General features: G+C 62.7%; 14 protein-coding genes. 11 read left to right on the forward strand and 3 right to left on the reverse strand.

Annotation, left to right across the window (positions count from 1 at the left end):
- The first annotated feature begins 90 nt into the window (after positions 1–90).
- Positions 91–1,701: a phytoene desaturase family protein gene (locus K7B09_RS08880; protein WP_223629104.1), complete on the forward strand. Its 1,611-nt coding sequence runs from the start codon at positions 91–93 to the stop codon at positions 1,699–1,701.
- A 90-nt stretch (positions 1,702–1,791) separates the two neighbouring features.
- The gene (locus tag K7B09_RS08885) at positions 1,792–3,372 is read left to right on the forward strand and encodes a flavin monoamine oxidase family protein (RefSeq protein WP_223629105.1); all 1,581 of its coding nucleotides are present in this window, start codon (positions 1,792–1,794) and stop codon (positions 3,370–3,372) included.
- 148 nt (positions 3,373–3,520) lie between these two features.
- Here K7B09_RS08885 and K7B09_RS08890 read toward each other — a convergent pair whose 3' ends face one another.
- Entirely contained in the window at positions 3,521–5,008 is a 1,488-nt protein-coding gene (locus K7B09_RS08890) for an AAA family ATPase (RefSeq protein WP_223629106.1), read from the reverse strand.
- Positions 5,009–5,050: 42 nt separating this feature from the next.
- Here K7B09_RS08890 and glnE point away from each other — a divergent pair, with 42 nt between their 5' ends.
- Positions 5,051–7,828 (forward strand): bifunctional [glutamate--ammonia ligase]-adenylyl-L-tyrosine phosphorylase/[glutamate--ammonia-ligase] adenylyltransferase, encoded by a 2,778-nt coding sequence (gene glnE / locus K7B09_RS08895; protein WP_223629107.1) that lies wholly within the window; start codon positions 5,051–5,053, stop codon positions 7,826–7,828.
- Between the two features lie 18 nt (positions 7,829–7,846).
- On the opposite strand, the gene K7B09_RS08900 is transcribed toward glnE, so the two are convergent.
- Positions 7,847–8,821: a mitochondrial fission ELM1 family protein gene (locus tag K7B09_RS08900; protein WP_223629108.1), complete on the reverse strand. Its 975-nt coding sequence runs from the start codon at positions 8,819–8,821 to the stop codon at positions 7,847–7,849.
- A gap of 92 nt (positions 8,822–8,913) precedes the next feature.
- On the opposite strand from K7B09_RS08900, the gene K7B09_RS08905 reads away from it, so the two are divergent.
- Genes K7B09_RS08905 through K7B09_RS08935 form a run of 7 tightly spaced genes read left to right on the forward strand, consistent with a single transcriptional unit; the run spans position 8,914 to position 14,492 of the window.
- Positions 8,914–9,504: a malonic semialdehyde reductase gene (locus tag K7B09_RS08905; RefSeq protein ID WP_223629109.1), complete on the forward strand. Its 591-nt coding sequence runs from the start codon at positions 8,914–8,916 to the stop codon at positions 9,502–9,504.
- A 35-nt stretch (positions 9,505–9,539) separates the two neighbouring features.
- Entirely contained in the window at positions 9,540–10,202 is a 663-nt protein-coding gene (locus tag K7B09_RS08910; RefSeq protein WP_223629110.1) for a YceI family protein, read from the forward strand.
- A 9-nt stretch (positions 10,203–10,211) separates the two neighbouring features.
- Positions 10,212–10,919, forward strand: coding sequence for a pirin family protein (locus K7B09_RS08915; RefSeq protein WP_223629111.1), 708 nt, complete (start codon positions 10,212–10,214; stop codon positions 10,917–10,919).
- A 56-nt stretch (positions 10,920–10,975) separates the two neighbouring features.
- A complete protein-coding gene (locus tag K7B09_RS08920; protein ID WP_223629112.1) occupies positions 10,976–11,179 on the forward strand; it encodes a zinc-finger domain-containing protein in 204 nt (67 codons plus the stop codon).
- A 13-nt stretch (positions 11,180–11,192) separates the two neighbouring features.
- Positions 11,193–12,302 carry a glycosyltransferase gene (locus K7B09_RS08925; RefSeq protein WP_223629113.1) on the forward strand — a complete coding sequence of 370 codons (1,110 nt, stop codon included), beginning with the start codon at positions 11,193–11,195 and terminating at the stop codon, positions 12,300–12,302.
- A complete protein-coding gene (locus tag K7B09_RS08930; protein ID WP_223629114.1) occupies positions 12,299–13,606 on the forward strand; it encodes an O-antigen ligase family protein in 1,308 nt (435 codons plus the stop codon). Before K7B09_RS08925 ends, K7B09_RS08930 begins: the two co-directional genes overlap by 4 nt.
- A gap of 10 nt (positions 13,607–13,616) precedes the next feature.
- The gene (locus K7B09_RS08935; RefSeq protein WP_223629115.1) at positions 13,617–14,492 is read left to right on the forward strand and encodes a lysophospholipid acyltransferase family protein; all 876 of its coding nucleotides are present in this window, start codon (positions 13,617–13,619) and stop codon (positions 14,490–14,492) included.
- Here K7B09_RS08935 and lpxL read toward each other — a convergent pair.
- Positions 14,486–15,415 (reverse strand): LpxL/LpxP family Kdo(2)-lipid IV(A) lauroyl/palmitoleoyl acyltransferase, encoded by a 930-nt coding sequence (gene lpxL, locus K7B09_RS08940; RefSeq protein WP_223629116.1) that lies wholly within the window; start codon positions 15,413–15,415, stop codon positions 14,486–14,488. The genes K7B09_RS08935 and lpxL overlap by 7 nt on opposite strands.
- 43 nt (positions 15,416–15,458) lie before the next feature.
- Here lpxL and waaA point away from each other — a divergent pair, with 43 nt between their 5' ends.
- On the forward strand, positions 15,459–16,760 hold the full coding sequence (gene waaA / locus K7B09_RS08945) for a lipid IV(A) 3-deoxy-D-manno-octulosonic acid transferase (protein ID WP_223629117.1): 1,302 nt from the start codon (positions 15,459–15,461) through the stop codon (positions 16,758–16,760).
- Positions 16,761–16,771 lie beyond the last annotated feature (11 nt).

The raw sequence follows: 16,771 nt of genomic DNA on the forward strand, positions 1-16,771 counted from the left end.
CGCGGAAGGGGCTTCGCCTGCCGGTGGCCTCTGGTCGGATTGTGAGAGGGTTATCCTGACCCATTACGGATGCCGTGATGGGGTTGGCCGATGCAACGTGACGATGTTCTGATTCTTGGCGGTGGCCATAACGGCTTGGTGTGTGCGGCGTATCTGGCCGCAGCGGGCTTGCAGGTGCGGGTGTTGGAGCGCCGCCACATCGTTGGCGGCGCGGCGGTGACCGAGGAATTTCATCCCGGATTCCGCAACTCGTTGGCCAGCTATACCGTCAGTCTGCTCAACCCAAATGTCATCCGTGATCTGCGCCTGCAACAGCATGGCTTGCGCGTGGTCGAACGGCCGTATGCAAACTTTCTTCCGCTGCCCGATGGGCGCAGTTTCCGGTTGGGTGGCGAACACACGCAGACCGAGGTCGCGAAGTGGTCGGCGCGTGATGCACAGCGGCTGCCCGAGTACTACGCAATGCTCGATCGCATCGTGGTGGTGTTGCGCGAATTGATCCAGCGCACGCCGCCCAATGTCAGTGATCGCTTCGTGCTGGCCGATTGGCTGCATTCGGCTAGCGTGGCCAAACAGCTCAAAACCCTGGACATGCGTGGCCGCCGCGACTTGCTGGATCTGTTCACCAAATCTGCGGGCGAACTGCTGGATGACTGGTTCGAAGGCGCGCCGCTGAAAGCCGCACTGGGCTGGGATTCGGTGGTGGGCAATTTTGCCAGCCCGTACACCCCAGGCAGCGCGTACGTGTTGTTGCATCACGTGTTCGGCGAGGTCAATGGCAAGGCGGGTGCGTGGGGGCATGCGATCGGTGGCATGGGTGCGATCACGCAGGCGATGCGGGTTGAATGCGAGGCGCGCGGTGTTGTCATCGAAACCGATACCGAGGTTGCACAGCTGTTGGTGGAAAACGGCAAGGCGGTGGGCGTTGCCCTGGCCGATGGGCGTGAACTGCGTGCCGCAACCCTTGTCAGCAATCTCAATCCGAAATTGCTGTACACCCGACTGGTGAATCCGGCGCAATTGGATGACGACACCATGCAGCGCATGCGGCGTTATCGTTGCGGGTCGGGGACGTTCCGCATGAACGTGGCGTTGAGCGCGTTGCCGGATTTCACTGCGATGCCGGGCACGCAGCTGCAGCCGCATCATCAAAGTGGCATTTTGATCGGGCCATCGCTGCAGTATTTCGAGCAGGCGTATTTCGATGCCAAATCGAAGGTGCATAACGCCGGCTGGGCACAAAATCCCATTGTCGAGGTGGTGATTTCATCAACCTTGGACGACACGCTTGCACCACCTGGCCAGCATGTTGCCAGTCTGTTTTGTCAGCAAGTCCACCCGGAGGTGGATGGCGGTTGGGATGCGCACCGCGACACGGTGGCTAAATTGATGATCGATACCGTGAACACTTACGCACCTAATTTCACAAGCAGCGTACTCGGCTATGAAGCCTTGAGCCCGCTGGATCTGGAGCGCCGCATTGGCTTGCTTGGCGGCGATATCTTTCATGGCGCGTTGGGGCTCGATCAGATGTTCAGCGCCCGCCCGCTATTGGGGCAGGGGGCGTATCGCGGCGCGTTCAAGCAGTTGTATTTATGCGGTGCCGGCAGTCATCCCGGTGGCGGTGTGACCGGCTTGCCGGGGCGCAATGCCGCACGTGAAATTCTCAAGGATCTACGCAAAAGCCCCCGTCCTGATTGAGCACGTTTTGTTGCAATTACGCGTGCCGGTGACCTGTTGCTGGTGATGCCTGCGTTGAAGTGAGTAACGTCACAGTGGCAGAGTCTTGCTATGGGTCGCACGCCCTTGTTCCGGTTACTGCAACGCGCCGCCGCAATCGCTCGCATCGCGCAGCAATCGCGGATGCCATTGGATGAATTCCACGCACAGGTGCAGGAGCAGCGCATCGATCGGCAGCGCCGGCGTTTGCTGCAAGGCGCCGGTGCCGGTGTGGTGTTGGCCGGTTGCGCCAGCCTTGCAAAACCGATACCGCCGGCCGGGCAGGCGGATGTGGTCATTGTCGGGGCCGGCATCGCCGGGCTGACAGCGGCGTGGAGGTTGCGTCAGCAAGGTGTGCGGGTGCAGGTGTTCGAGGCGCAGCAACGCGTGGGTGGGCGGATGTTGTCGCTGCGCGGGCATTTTGCCGATGCGCAGGTGGTGGAGTTGGGCGGGGAGCTGATCGATAGTGACCATACGCAAATTCGTGCACTGGCCAGTGAGTTGGGCTTGCAGTTGGATGATCTGCTGGATGGCGATGCAGATCACGATTGCTGGTATTTTGATGGTCGCTTGATCGATGAAGCCGAGATCGTGCGCGCTTTCGTGCCGGTTGCCTCTGCTATCCAGCGTGACCTTGCAGCAGCCGGAGAAGGCAGCTTCGACAGTACCGACCACAACCCCGCATTCCGTGCGCTGGATGCCCTCAGCATCGCGCAGTGGTTGGACAGGAATGGCGTCATCGGCTGGTTGCGCAAGCTGCTGGATGTGGCCTATACCACCGAAATGGGCTTGGAAATTACGCAGCAATCAGCGATGAATTTCCTCACCTTTATCGGCACCAGCGATGCACAAGCCTTGCATATCTTTGGCACCAGCGACGAGCGCTTCCATGTGCGCGGGGGCAACGATTTGATTCCGCAGGCGCTGGCCGCGCGCCTGCACGACGCCATCGAGCCTGGACATGTGCTGGAAGCCCTGGACGGCGATGCCAATGGCTATGTGCTGAGTTTCCGCAATGGCAGCGCATCACGCCAATTGCGTGCGCAGCAAGTGGTGTTGGCGTTGCCGTTTACCTTGCTGCGCAAGGTGCGGCTGGGGGTGGCCTTGCCCGCCAACAAACGGCACGCCATCGCTACCTTGGCCTATGGCAGCAATGCGAAATTGATGATCGGGTTTGAACACCGCGCATGGCGCGAGCATCACGCCAATGGCGCGTCGATGAGTGATCTGGCCTATCAGACCAGTTGGGAGACCAGCCGCAAACAAGCCGGTACCGCCGGGGTACTGACCAATTTCACGGGTGGTGCGCACGGCATCGCGCTGGGGCAAGGCAGTGCCAAGCAACAGGCGGCTGCGGCAGTGGCTGCACTGGATCCGGTATTTCCCGGCCTTGCCAGCGCCCGTGGCAAGGCTGCCGAGGCGCGCATGCATTGGCCGTCTAACCCGTGGGTGCTGGGTAGCTACGCCTGCTTTCAACCGGGTGATTGGGCGACGATGGGTGGCGTGATGGGGACATCGGCAGGCGGTCTGCATTTCGCCGGCGAACATTGTTCATTGGCTGCGCAAGGCTTCATGGAAGGCGGCTGTGAATCGGGCGAGAAAGCTGCATTGGCAGTGCTCGCGCAGCGTGGATTGGCGCAACAACGCATATGAAATATTACTGAACGCGCAAGTTTTTTTTTGCGGTGCAGCGTGCATTGCCACGCGCCGATCCGGCACGATCCACCGGCGTCCCGACGTGGGGGAGGGAGCAGGCCCGCTGAGACTTCGGTCTAAGCGGGCTTTTTATTGCATGACTGATTCAGTCGGCCGGTACGGTGCGTGGCAGCGCCCAGTCGCGCAAGGCCTGCACTTGTTCGGCCATCAGCAGCGACAGCGGGCGGGTGTCACCGATGGCCTGCATCAGCAGCTGGGTGTCCAACGTGGCTTGCATGGCGTGCGCGGCGTACTGCGCGCTGACGATGACTTGTTCGATCTCCGCGCCAGAAAATCCTTGACTGGCGGCGGCCAGTGCCGACAGGTTGATGCCGTCACGCGGCAGTTTGCGGCGGTCCAGATGCAGGGTGAAAATTTCGGCGCGGGTGGCGGCATCGGGCAAGTCGATGAAGAAGATTTCATCGAAGCGCCCCTTGCGCAGCAGTTCGGCAGGCAGTTGTTGCACCTGGTTGGCGGTGGCCACCAGGAATACGCGTGCGGTGCGTTCGGCCATCCACGTCAACAAATAACCCAACACCCGCCGCGACAGTCCGCCATCGGTTTCACCGCTGTCGGTGGCCAGCGCTTTTTCGATCTCGTCGATCCACAGCACGCAAGGGGCCAGTTGCTCGGTGGAGGCCAGCGCCTGGCGCAGGTTTTTTTCGGTTTCACCTTGGTATTTGTCGTACAGGGCGCCGAAATCCAGCCGCACCAGCGGTACATTGAAGCCGCCGGCCACCGCTTTCGCCGCCAGTGATTTGCCACAACCTTGCACGCCCAGCAACAGCATGCCTTTTGGGGGAGGCAGGCCGGCCGGTGGCGGGTCGGCAACGAAGGGCGCACGGCGCTGCGCGACCCAGTGTTTGAGCCGCTGCGCGCCGCCAATATCGGCGAACTGCGCGGTGTCGTATTCGTAATGCAGATGGCCGCTTTTGTTGAGCAGCTCGAACTTCAGGCGCGCCAGCTCGGGCAGGTCGTGTGGTCCCAGCGCGCCGTCGCGCCAGATCAGGTGGCGGGTGATCCGGCGTGCATCCACCAAGCTCATCCCGCGCAGGTTGCGCACGATCTGCTGGACGGCCTCCACCTCCACTTCCACCCGGCGACCGCCGTTTTGCACGGCGTACTCGCGCGCTTCATCCTTGACCAGCTTGAGCAGCGTATTGGCATCCGGCAGTTGCAGCGGAAAGCGTACTGCAAACGGTTCCAGTGACTCGGGTAATTCCACCTTGGTGCCTACCAGTACCAGCACATGCGGCTGACTGCCGCGACGCTGGATGATGTCGCGCAGGGCACGCTGGTAGCTGGCATAGCCCAGATATGGAGTGGCATCCATCAACAGGTAGATGCCCCGCTGATTGGCGCTTTGCATGTCGCGCAAGGTGGCGCTGAGGTCGGGTGCCAGCTCGGTTGCAGATTCGCTATCCATGTCGATCCGGCGCAGGCCTTCGGTGACACTCCAGCGGTACAGCGCGCGCCAGACATGCATCAGCGACTGCCGGAACAAGTCCATCACCCGGCTTTCGTCGGGGGTTTCGATTACCAGCAGCGGGGTGTCGGCGCGGATCAGCGCCACTAAATCCAGCAATTCACTCATGTGAAAACGATACCGGCCGATTGGCAATGCCACAATCAACGCATGGACGAGAATATCGAAACCGCGCTGCAATCGCATGGCGAACGCGCCTTGCAGCGCCTGCATGCCGCTGGCTGCGCATGGCCTGAGGCGGCCACGCCGATGTTGCAGAAGGTGGCGCTGGCCAGCGATTTCGCCATTGATGTGTTGCAGGCGCAGCCGGCGGTGCTTGCGCAGTTGCTGGCCGACGCCCGCCAACCATTGCCGCCGCCGCAATTGAGCGCGGAGAACCGTGAACAATGGGCGCAGTTGTTGCGCCGCTATCGGCGTGCGGAAAGTACGCGCTTGATTTGGCGCGATGTGGTGGAGACTGCGCCAGTGGAGGAAATCCTGGCCGGCAGCAGTGTGCTGGCAGAGGGCTGCTTGCAGCTGGCACTGGCCGCGTTGGAGGCCGAATTCGCGCAGCGCTTTGGCGTGGTGCGCGATGCGCAGGGGCAGGTGCAGCGCTTGGTGGTGTTTGGCCTGGGCAAGCTGGGTGGCGGCGAGTTGAATTTCAGTTCCGATATCGACCTGGTGTATGCCTACGACAGCGAGGGCGAGTCCGACGGCGCACGTGTGCTGCATGCGCAGGATTATTTTGCGCGGCTGGGCCAGCAGTTGGCCAGGTTGTTGGATGACGTCACGGCCGATGGTTTTTGTCACCGCGTGGATTTGCGCTTGCGGCCGTTCGGCAATGCCGGGCGGGTGGCATTGTCGTTTGCGGCGATGGAATTGTATTTCCAGCGCGAGGGCCGTGACTGGGAGCGCTATGCGTGGCAGAAGGCGCGCTGTGTGGCGGGTGATTTGCAGGCCGGCGCGCGCTTTCTGGAAACATTGCGGCCGTTCGTGTATCGGCGTTATCTGGACTACGGCGCGCTGGATGGGTTGCGTGCGATGAAGGCGCTGATTGCCGCCGAAGTGACGCGCAAGGACATGGCCGATGACATCAAGCGCGGGCCGGGTGGTATTCGTGAAATCGAATTTCTGGCGCAGGCGCTGCAGTTGATTCGGGGTGGCCGCGAGCCGGCGTTGCGCAGTCGCTCGCTGCTGACTGCACTTGCCGCACTGGAAGCAGCCGGGCACATCGAATCGCAGGCCGCCGCCGCGCTTACCCGGGCGTATCGCTATTTGCGGACACTGGAAAACCGCCTGCAAATGTTGGCCGATGCACAGACCTATGCGCTGCCGGAGGATGCGGTTCTACGGGCACGCTTGGCGCTGGGGCTACGCTATCCAAACTGGGCTGCCCTGCACGCCGAGCTTGCGCAGTGGCGGGCACGGGTTGCCGAGGAGTTTTCGGCATTGCTGGCGCCGCGCCGCCGCCGCAGTCATGACAGCGACACCTTGGCACTGTACTGGCGCGCCCTGCCCGAGCATGGTGAAGCCGCGCAACTGGAGGCCGCAGGCTTTGCCGAACCGGCGGCGCTGCACGCCAGCCTATGTGATTTCGCGCGTGCGCCGGGGGTGCGTGAGTTGTCCGATGCGGCGCGTGCGCGGCTGGACCGGGTGTTGCCTGCACTGTTGCAACAGGCAGCCGGTTGCGCCCAGCCCGATGCCGTGTTGCGGCGGGTCTTGCCGCTGCTGCACACCCTGCTGCGGCGGGCCAGTTATCTGGCGTTGCTGGATGAACAGCCGGCGGCGTTGACGCGGCTGGTGGATGTGTTGGCGCGGAGTGCGCTGTTGGGTGAGCGCTTGGCCGCCTACCCCTTGTTGCTGGATGAATTATTGGATGTGCGTGTGGGCAGTGAATTGCCTGATCGCGCCGGCATGCGCGCGCAATGTGTGGCGGTGCTGCGCGAGGACGATGTGGAGGCGTCGCTGGATGCACTCAATGAGCTGCGGCAAGCCCTGAGTTTCCGCTTTGCGCTTGCCCTGCTGGATGCGCGCATCGACGCTGCCGAGTGTGCGCAGCGCTTGGCGTGGTTGGCCGATGCGGTGGTGGCGTGCGTGTTGCAGCTGGCCAATGCCGAGTTGCGCGCGGCGCATGGGGTCATTGCTGGTGGCCGGTTTGCGGTATTGGGCTATGGCACCTTGGGGGGTGAAGAGCTGGGCTTTGGCTCGGATCTGGATCTGGTGTTCTTGTTTGATGCGCCGATCGATGCGGTGTCCGACGGCACGCGTGCGTTGGATGCGCCGCGCTGGTATGCGCGCTTGGGGCAGAAAATGGTGGCCTTGCTGGGTGCGCGCACCGGCGCGGGGCGTTTGTTCGATGTGGATGTGCGGCTGCGCCCGGATGGTGCCAAGGGCCTGCTGGTCTCCAGCCTGTCCAGCTATGCCGACTACCAGCGCCATCGCGCCTGGACGTGGGAACATCAAGCCTTGGTGCGCGCACGCGGCGTTGCCGGTGATGCAGCGCTGATTGCCGATTTCGAGCAGATTCGCGATGACGTGTTGGCGCAACCCCGCGATGCCGGAAAACTTGCCGAAGATGTGCGTTTGATGCGTGCCAGGATGCGTGCAGAACTCGACCGCAGCGATGCCGCGATGCTCGACCTCAAGCAAGGCGAAGGCGGTTTGGTGGATCTGGAATTCCTGCTGCAATGGCTGGTGCTGCGGGATGCAAACAAACAGCCTGCCTTGCTGCGGCCGCGCGCCACCGCCGCCTTGCTGGGTGCGGCCCAGGCCGCGCATTGCTTGGCTGCAGGCAGCGCCGCCGCCTTGCTGCAAGCGCATGCCGTACTCCTGGATGCGGGCTTGCGTTGCACCTTGGATCGGCGCCCGCGCCGCGCGCTGCGCAACGATGCCATCACGCACGCCTGTGCGGCGATTCGGGCCGAGGTCGTGCACGTGCTGGGTGAGTGAGCGCACTGTGCAAATGGATTAGGGATTGATTTGCAACCGCTGCCGGACTTCGGCCGCCACTCGCTCGGTTTCACGCAGGGGCGTGGCCGCGAATTCGGCCAGGGTCTCGTCGAGTGCACGCACGCGGCCATTGGCAAGTAGCGCCTCGATCAAGCGCCGGCTGCGGCCTTGCACGCGCTTGTGTTGCCACACGAACAGGGGCGCATGGGTGGCCGCTGCTTCACTGAGCATGTTCACCGAATCCGGGGTGCAGATCAGGCGGTCGGCATTGGCCAGTAGCCCGGCATACGGATTGGTGCCGTCGCCGGTGTCGCGCCAACGCAGGCCGGGCACGCGCACATCCACCGCACCCATGGCGGCGCGCCAAGCGGCGGGGGTGCGGCGTGAGGCAATCGCGCTGAAACTTCCGCCTTCGGCGCGTGCGCGTGCGCTGAGTTGTTGCAGCAGCGCGCTAAAACCAGCATCGTCCAGCGCCGCCGCTCGGGTCGGCCCACCCACCAGCAACACGCTATGCGGGGTGGGCAGCATGGCGAGGTTGGGAAATACGGAAATTGCGCGTAGCAGCCAATCGTCATCCACCGGATGCAGACTGCCCAGCGTGTGCACGACATTGCTGCCCACGAGGCGGTCATGCTGGGGCGTGATCACGATGTCCCAATGCGCGGGATCAATCCGCGGGTTGAGAATCTGCACGGCTTGCGCGCCGCGGGTGCGGAGCAGGCGGGTGGCCAGTGCCGCTTGCCGGCCACAGCCGATTGCCAGCTGCGGCGCTACCTGATAGCGGGCGTGAAAGGCCGGCCCCAAGCCGTGCTGCGCCCCCGGCAGTACGCGTGGGGCCAACCAGCGCCACGGCGCACGCGGCTGCAACACGAGTTCGGTGGCGTGCAGGGTCAGGGCGTGGGCCAAGGCCAGCGCCTGCCGTGCATTGCCGGCACGGCCGTCGTGGAGAGCCGTACAAGCCAGGGCATTGGTCTGAGTTATTGATTGTTGCATAATTCGTATTAATTCGTTCCGAATATGCCATTTACTTGCTCCAGTGGAACTATACACTGTGCGTCATTCCCTTTCATCCCGCAGAGCATGCCATGAGCCAGCCCCTGAACGATGCCGCCCTCGACCAGTTGTTTCGTACCGCGCGTACCTACAACGCATTCAGTGGTGACATCTCCGACGCCACCTTGCAGCAGCTGTATGACTTGCTGAAATTTGGCCCTACCGAGGCCAATACCACCCCGGCGCGCATCGTGTTCGTGAAGTCCGATGCCGCCAAGGCCAAGCTGGGGCCGGCGCTGTCCGAGGGCAATTACAAGAAGACGATGGCCGCACCGGTGGTGGCGATCATTGGCTATGACATGCGCTTCTTCGACAAACTGCCGGTGCTGTTTCCGCATACCGATGCCAAGCCGTGGTTCGAACATCGTGACGAGGCCAATCTGGCATGGGTGGCGATGCGCAGCAGTGCGTTGCAGACCGCATATTTGATTCTGGCTGCGCGCTCATTAGGCCTGGACTGCGGACCGATGACCGGCTTCGACAATGCCAAGGTGGATGCGGCGTTCTTCACGGGAACCACGATCCGTTCCAATATTCTGGTCAATCTGGGCCACGGCGACCCCGCCAGCATTTTCCCGCGTTCGCCGCGTTTGGGCTTCGACGAAGCCTGCCAGATCGCGTGATCCCTCGGTTGTTGTGTCCTCATCTGGAGCTCATCATGAACAAGATTCGCCCCCTGTTATTGTCCACCGCCCTGGTTGCTGGTGTGTTGACCTTTGCCCAGCCGATGGCTGTGGCAGCACCTGCCAGCAAGGTTGCCACCACGGCGGTGGTCGCACTGAAGCCGGTATCCGGGACATACATGCTTGATCCTAGCCACACCAATGTATTGGCGCAGTGGACGCATTTCGGGTTCTCGCAGCCAACCGCTGAATTTCGCATCAGTGAAGGGGCACTGGTGTTTGATGCCGCAAACGTCGCCAAGTCCAGCGTGGCAGTGAGCTTCCCGATCATGCAGATCGACACATTCGTGCCGCAATTGGACAAGCACCTGCAAAGCGCAGATTTTTTTGATGCGGCCAAATTCCCCATGGCCAGTTTCAAAAGTACTTCCGTCAAGCCTGCGGGGCTCAACAAGTTCACCGTGGTCGGCAATCTGACCATCAAGGACATCAGCAAGCCGGTGACCTTGGCGGTGACCATGAATGGTGCGGGTAAACACCCGATGGCAGGCAAACAGGCGATTGGGTTTACCGCCACCGCCAGCATCAAACGCAGCGATTTCGGTGTGGGTGCGTATGCCCCCAATGTCAGCGACGAGGTGCATTTGCGCATCACCACCGAAGGCATGTTGGCCGATGCGGCAACGACCGCAAAGTAAGGTGAAGCTGTGATCATCGAACGCCCGTCCGTATCACGCGGCGAGGTTGCGCTGGATTGGCTGCATAGCCGGCACACGTTTTCGTTTGGGCATTACTACGACCCGGCGTGGATGGGCTTCGGTGTATTGCGGGTGATCAATGACGATACCGTGGCCCCCGGTGGCGGCTTTGCGCCGCACCGGCACGCCAATATGGAAATCATCAGCGTGGTGTTGCAAGGTGCGCTGGCGCATCAAGACAGCGCCGGCCACAGCGGCGTGATTCGCGCCGGTGATGTGCAGTGGATGAGTGCCGGGCATGGCATCGAGCACAGCGAATACAACGCCTCGCAAACCGAGCCGGTGCATTTCCTGCAACTCTGGATTCAGCCGGAGCGGCTCAACCATCAGCCCGCCTACGATCAAAAACACTTCCCGCTGGATGCGCGGCGTGGGCGCTGGTGCGTGGTAGCCTCGCCTGAAGGCGTGGCAGGGACTATCGCCATTCGTCAGCAAACCACATTGGCCATCGCGCACTTGCAGCCGGGCGATGTGCTGGAGGTCGTGCTGGAGGTTTCCAAGCGGTATTGGCTGCATGTGGCCAGCGGTGAAATCACGCTGGATAACCGCAGCCTGGTGGCTGGCGATGCCTTGGGGTTTGTTGAAGAAACTGGTGCACTGACCCTGCGCGGCGGGGCGGCCACCAGCGAGGTGTTGCTGTTTGCGCTGCCCGCCTGAGTGTTGCCGGTGACGCGCTGCTAAACTGGCGCGGTTCCCGCAACGTTTGTCTCACTATGGCCGAGTCCGCCCGCACCCCATCCACCACCGCCAAGCCGCAGCAGCGCCACGAGGTGCATCGCGCCGACCTGCCGCTGAGTTGCCCATTGCCCGCGCATGCGGTGTGGAACGAACACCCGCGCGTGTATCTGTCCATCGTGGAAGATGGCGGGCAAAGCCAGTGTCCGTACTGCGGCAATATCTACATCCTGGTTGACTGAGCGAGCAGGCGCGATGCGCCGCCTGACCGTCGTGCAACTGCTGCCGGCGCTCGATGCCGGCGGCGTTGAGCGTTCCGCCCTGGAAGTCGCCGCGGCCTTGGTGGGCGCGGGGCATCGCGCCATCGTGGTGTCTGCCGGTGGCCGCATGCTGCCGCAGCTGGATGCCATCGGTGCCGAGCATGCGCCGTTGGCGATTGGCCGCAAGTCACCTTGGGTGCTGCATCATTTGCCTGCATTGCGGCGGCTGTGCGCGCAGGCCGACATCGTGCATGCGCGTTCGCGGCTGCCGGCATGGCTGGGTTGGTGGGCGCTGCACACACTGCCGGCGACGCAGCAGCCGCATTTCATCACCACCGCGCATGGGCTGAATTCCGTGTCCCGCTACAGCGCGATCATGACGCGTGGCGAGCGCGTGATTTGCGTGTCGAATACGGTGCGCGACTATCTCTTGCAACACTATCCACAGACCGATCCAACGCGTCTGCGGGTCATTCCGCGTGGCATTGACCCACACGCATTCGCACCTGCGCCAATGCCGGATACGGCGGCGCGCGCGCGCATTGCCCAACTCTATCCGCAGTTGGCAGGCAACGGGCCGCTGCTGCTTCTGCCCGGGCGCGGCACCCGCTTGAAAGGCCATGCCGATGCGATTGCACTGCTGACGCAACTGCGCGCCAGTGGCTTGGATGCACGCCTGTGGATGCCAGGTGCGCAGCAAGCAGGGCGCGCGGCGTATCTGCGTGAGCTGGAACAGTTGGCACAGGCGGCACAGGTGACCGATGCGCTGGCGATCACCGCGCCCACTGATGCGATGCGCGAGGCGTATGCCGCCTGCGATCTGGTGTTGCAGCTGTCACGCAAGCCCGAGGCGTTGGGACGCACCGTGCTGGAAGCGCTGGCGGTGGGGCGGCCGGTGGTGGGCTGGGATCACGGCGGCGTGGGTGAGTTGCTGCGTCAGCTATTCCCGCAGGGGGCCGTGCCAGCCTTTGAAATGAGCGAGATGGCACGGCGTGCAGGCATGCTGTTGGCGCAGTTACCCACGTTGCCGGTTACGATGCCCTACACATTGGATGCGATGCAGGAGGCGACATTGGCGCTGTATCAGGAAATCATGGACGTATGAGTGCGGTGTCACCATCACCTGCGGCAAGTGCGCCAAAACTGCTGCGCTGGGCGCCAGCGTGGGTGTTGGCGTTTGTTGCACTGTGGCCACTGCACGGGTTTGCAGAATTGTTACTGGTGCTGGGTGCGCTGACCGGGCTGGCCACGTTGCTGGTGCAGCGGTTTCGTGGCGGTACGCGGCTGCTCAGTGGGCCGGCGTGGGCACTGACCAGCGTGCTGTTTTTTACATATTGGCTGCCGGAATTGGTGTCGGCGCTGGATGCGGTGGATACGTGGCGCTCACTTCGGGAAGTGTTGATTGATTTGCGTTACCTGCCTTTTTTATGGCTGGTGGCCGCAGCGGTGGATACCCAGCGCGGCTGGCGTAAAACGTTCACCGGGTTGGGTGTCATCGCCTTGCTGTGGACGCTGGATGCCTTGATGGAAGCGGCTATCGGCCATAGCCCCGTGTTTTGGTTACTGGATCATGCACGTATTGCGCTGACCGGGCACAGCATGTGCGCAGGTTCCACGGTGGTGGCCGATCGCCTGGGTGGCGTGCTTGGGCCGTGCAATCTCAAATTGGGAATCTTGCTGGCCAGCCTGTCGCCGTTTGCGCTGGATCTGGCGTGGCGCAAATTTGGGCGGGCAGGCTGGCTGCTGGCGGCGTTGGGTATTGGCTTGGTGATCATTTTGGCTGGCTCAAGGGCGTCATGGATCACTTATGCACTGGTGATGTTGTGGACCGGTTGGCGTGCCTTGGGTTGGAAGCGTTTGGGCCTGCTGTTCGCCGCCGGCGCATTAGCCATGACGTTGGCAACCGTTGTTTCGCCGCAAGTGCGCGGGCGCATGCAATTGACCGCACAGGCGTTGTCGGCCAACGAACAAGGCGTGGATGCCGCATTGACCGGGCGCGGACGGATTTGGTCGGCAGCGGTGTGCATGCTGCGCGAACATCCCATCAATGGTGTGGGTGTGCGCGGGTTTCGTGATGCCTTCCCCGGCTGCGACCCCCAGCCTGGCGTAGTGGCGGCATGGGGAACTGGCGTTGCGCTGCATGCCCACCAGATTGTGCTGGAAGTGTTGTCCGAAACCGGGTTGGTGGGGTTCATGATTTGGTTGGCCGGCGCCGCACTTGCATTGCGGGCGTGGCGGTTTGCCGATGCCACAGCACGCACCCGCGCACGCCCGGCGATGCTGGCATTGGCGGTCAGTGTGTTCCCGCTCAATACCCATCTGGCCGCGTACTCCACGTTTTGGGGCAGTGTGCTGTTGCTGCTGGCAGCGCTGTATGCCGGCAGTTTGCTTGGCCGCGACAGCGACTGAGCAGTACCGCATGGCACAGTGGCTGGCGCGAGGATTTGTCTGGCTGGGGCGCAAGGTAGCCGGCTTATCGCCGCCGGCGCGTGCGCGACTGGCGCATGGGTTGGTGCGGCTACCTTGGGTGAATACCCGTCGGCGGCGGATCGCGTCGATCAACCTGGCATTGTGCTTTCCGCAGTGGGATGCCGCTGCACACCGTGCGCTGTTGCAACGGACGCTGCGCTCCAATGCCACCGGTGCATTGGAAACCTTGTGCGCGTGGTTTGCCAGCCGCGAGCAACTGGCTGGCGGCGCGCACATCAGCGGGCTTGTGCATCTGCACGCTGCACTGGCCGAAGGACGCGGCGTGGTGGTGGTGGGCGCGCATTATGACGGGATCGAACTGGCGATGCGGCATGTGGCCGATGCAATGGGGCAGCCGATGCCGATCCTGGTGCGGCGGCACAATAATCCTGCCATTGAAAGCGCAATCGCGCAGGCGCGCGAGCGCTACGCCGGGCAGATCTTCGACAAAAAAGACATCGCCGGGTTTGCGGCGCAAGTTCGCGCCGGCAAGGCGGTGTTTTACGTGCCCGATCAAAACGCTGCCCGTCGCACCGTGTTCGTTCCATTTCTAGGCGTGCAAGCGGCCACCTTGGGGGCGATTGGCGGCGTGCTGCAACGGTGTGGTGGGCGCGTGCTGCTGCTATGGGCGCAGCGGGATGCGCAAGGCGTGCAGCAGATCACGCTGACACCGGCATGGCCGGATTGGCCCAGCAGCGATGACACCGCCACCGCCGCGCGTTACATGCAGTGGATTGGCGAGTCCTTGCAAGCTGCACCCGAACAGTATTTGTGGGTGCATCGCAGGTTCAAGACACGGCCACCCGGTGAGCTGCCGATTTACTGATACACCGTGTTGTCTGGCTGACCGGGTTGGCGTTTGAAACGCCGATGGATCCACAAATATTGGGTGGGTACCGTGCGAATCATGGTTTCGATCAAGGCCATTACCCGCGCGGTATCGGCGCTGGCATCGGGTGATGGAAAGTCGGTCAATGCCGGGGTCAGCCGCAATCGATAACTGCCATCGGCATTACGGATGTGGGCAAATCCCAATACCGCCGCGCCCGACAACCGCGCCAGTTGATGGGTGGAGGTCAGGCTATACGCGGTTTGCCCGAAAAACGGCACATACACGCTGTCGCCACGGCGAGTGTCCTGATCGGGGGCAAACCACAGCAACCCGCCTTGCTTGAGGTGGCGCAGTGCGGGGCGTAATTCTTCGCGGGTAAACATCGCGCTGGCGTAGCGCATGCGGCCACGCCGCACTGCCCATTCCATCGGGCCGGTGTCATGCGGGCGATACATGCCTGCCAAGGGCGCGTGCGCACACATCAGGCGCGCCGCCATTTCCAAGGTCACAAAATGCCCGGAAATGATGATGACACCACGCCCACCGGCCTGCGCGGCGGCAAGATGTTGCAGTCCCTCCACTTGCGTCGTGCCTTGCATCGGTGCCACCGAACCCCACCACGCCCGCGCAAATTCGAACAGCCCAATGCCCAGCTGCTGAAAACTTTCACGCAGCAATTGGGCTTGCTCGCCGGCGGACAGTTCGGGAAAGCACAGCGCGATATTGCGTGCCGCCACTTGCCGGCGGCTGCGCGACAGTACCCCCAGCAACGGCCCAAGTGCTTTGCCCAGCGCGCGTTGCAAGGGCCACGGCAGGCGCGCCAACAGGACGCAACAGCCCACGCCCAGCCACACCGGCCAGTGCTTTGGGGCCAATGGGGGGGCAATGCCGGGGGGTGTTTCTGTACTTGCAGACATGCAAGGATTCTACCCGGCGCCGCGGCTTCGCTATCCTGTCGGCATGCGGACCGATCTCATTGAGCGGGTACTGCGTGGTCTGTATTCGGCTGCGTTGTATCTGTTATTGCCCATCACCTTGTATCACCTGATCTGGCGCGGGTTCCGTCAGCGTGCCTATTTCCAGCGCTGGGACGAGCGCTACGCCAGTTATGCCGATCCCCGCACGCCAGCCCCGTTGTGGTTGCATGCAGTATCGGTGGGCGAGGTCAACCTGGCCGCACCTTTGGTTGCACGGTTGCGCGCATTGCGCCCGGATCTGCAATTGGTGGTGACCACGATTACCCCCACTGGCTCGGCGCGTGCGCGTGCGCTGTGGGGCGATAGCGTGGCGCATGTGTATTTGCCGTATGACTTGCCTGGTGCGGTGGGGCGGTTTTTGGATCACTTTCGCCCGGTGTTGGCGCTGATCGTGGAAACCGAGCTGTGGCCGAATCTGTTATTTGCGTGCCGGGATCGCAACATCCCGACCCAAATCCTCAATGCACGCTTGTCGGCGCGATCATTGCGAGGTTATCGGGTGCTGGGCCCATTGATCCGGCGCGCCTTGGCCAGCGTGGGGCTGGTGGCGGCACAATCGGGGGATGATGCCCGTCGATTCCTGGAGCTTGGTGCGCGGCCGGCCAGTGTGCAGGTGACGGGCAATCTCAAGTTCGACATGGCACCGGTACAAACGGCTGCGTTCGAATTGGAGTTTGCTGCGGCATCAGGCGCCAAACGACCGGTGTGGATTGCCGCCAGCACCCATGAGGACGAAGAACAGTCGGTGCTGGAGGCACATCTGGCGCTGCGTCGCAGCCATCCTGATGCTTTGCTGTTGTGGGCGCCGCGGCATCCGGAGCGCTTTCGTGCGGTGCAGCAACGCATTGCTGATACAGGCTTGAAGGTGATGACGCGTTCGCAGCAACACTGGCCATCGGCAGATACGGATGTGTTCGTGATCGATACCTTGGGTGAGCTGCTGGCGTTTTACGCCTGTGCGCAGATCGCGTTTGTGGGCGGCAGCCTGCAAGACATCGGCGGGCATAATTTGCTGGAACCTGCCGCCACCGGCACCGCGATTCTGAGCGGGCCGCATCTGCATAATTTTGTGGATATCGCGCGGCGTCTGCGCGAGGCGCAGGCAATGCGCCTGGTGGCCGATGCCGCTTCGCTGGCAACGGCGTTGCGCGAGTTGTTTGATGATGCGGCAGCCAGGCAGGCACTCGCAATGCATGCCGCGCACCTGTTGGAAGGCGGGCGTGGCGCACTGGCCCGCACCCTGACCTTGATCGAGCCGATGCTGCCACCAGTGGCATCGGCGTGAGCGTGAACCCG

The sequence above is a fragment of the Thermomonas beijingensis genome (genome assembly GCF_020034655.1).
In the GTDB taxonomy this organism is placed as follows: Bacteria; Pseudomonadota; Gammaproteobacteria; order Xanthomonadales; family Xanthomonadaceae; genus Thermomonas; species Thermomonas beijingensis.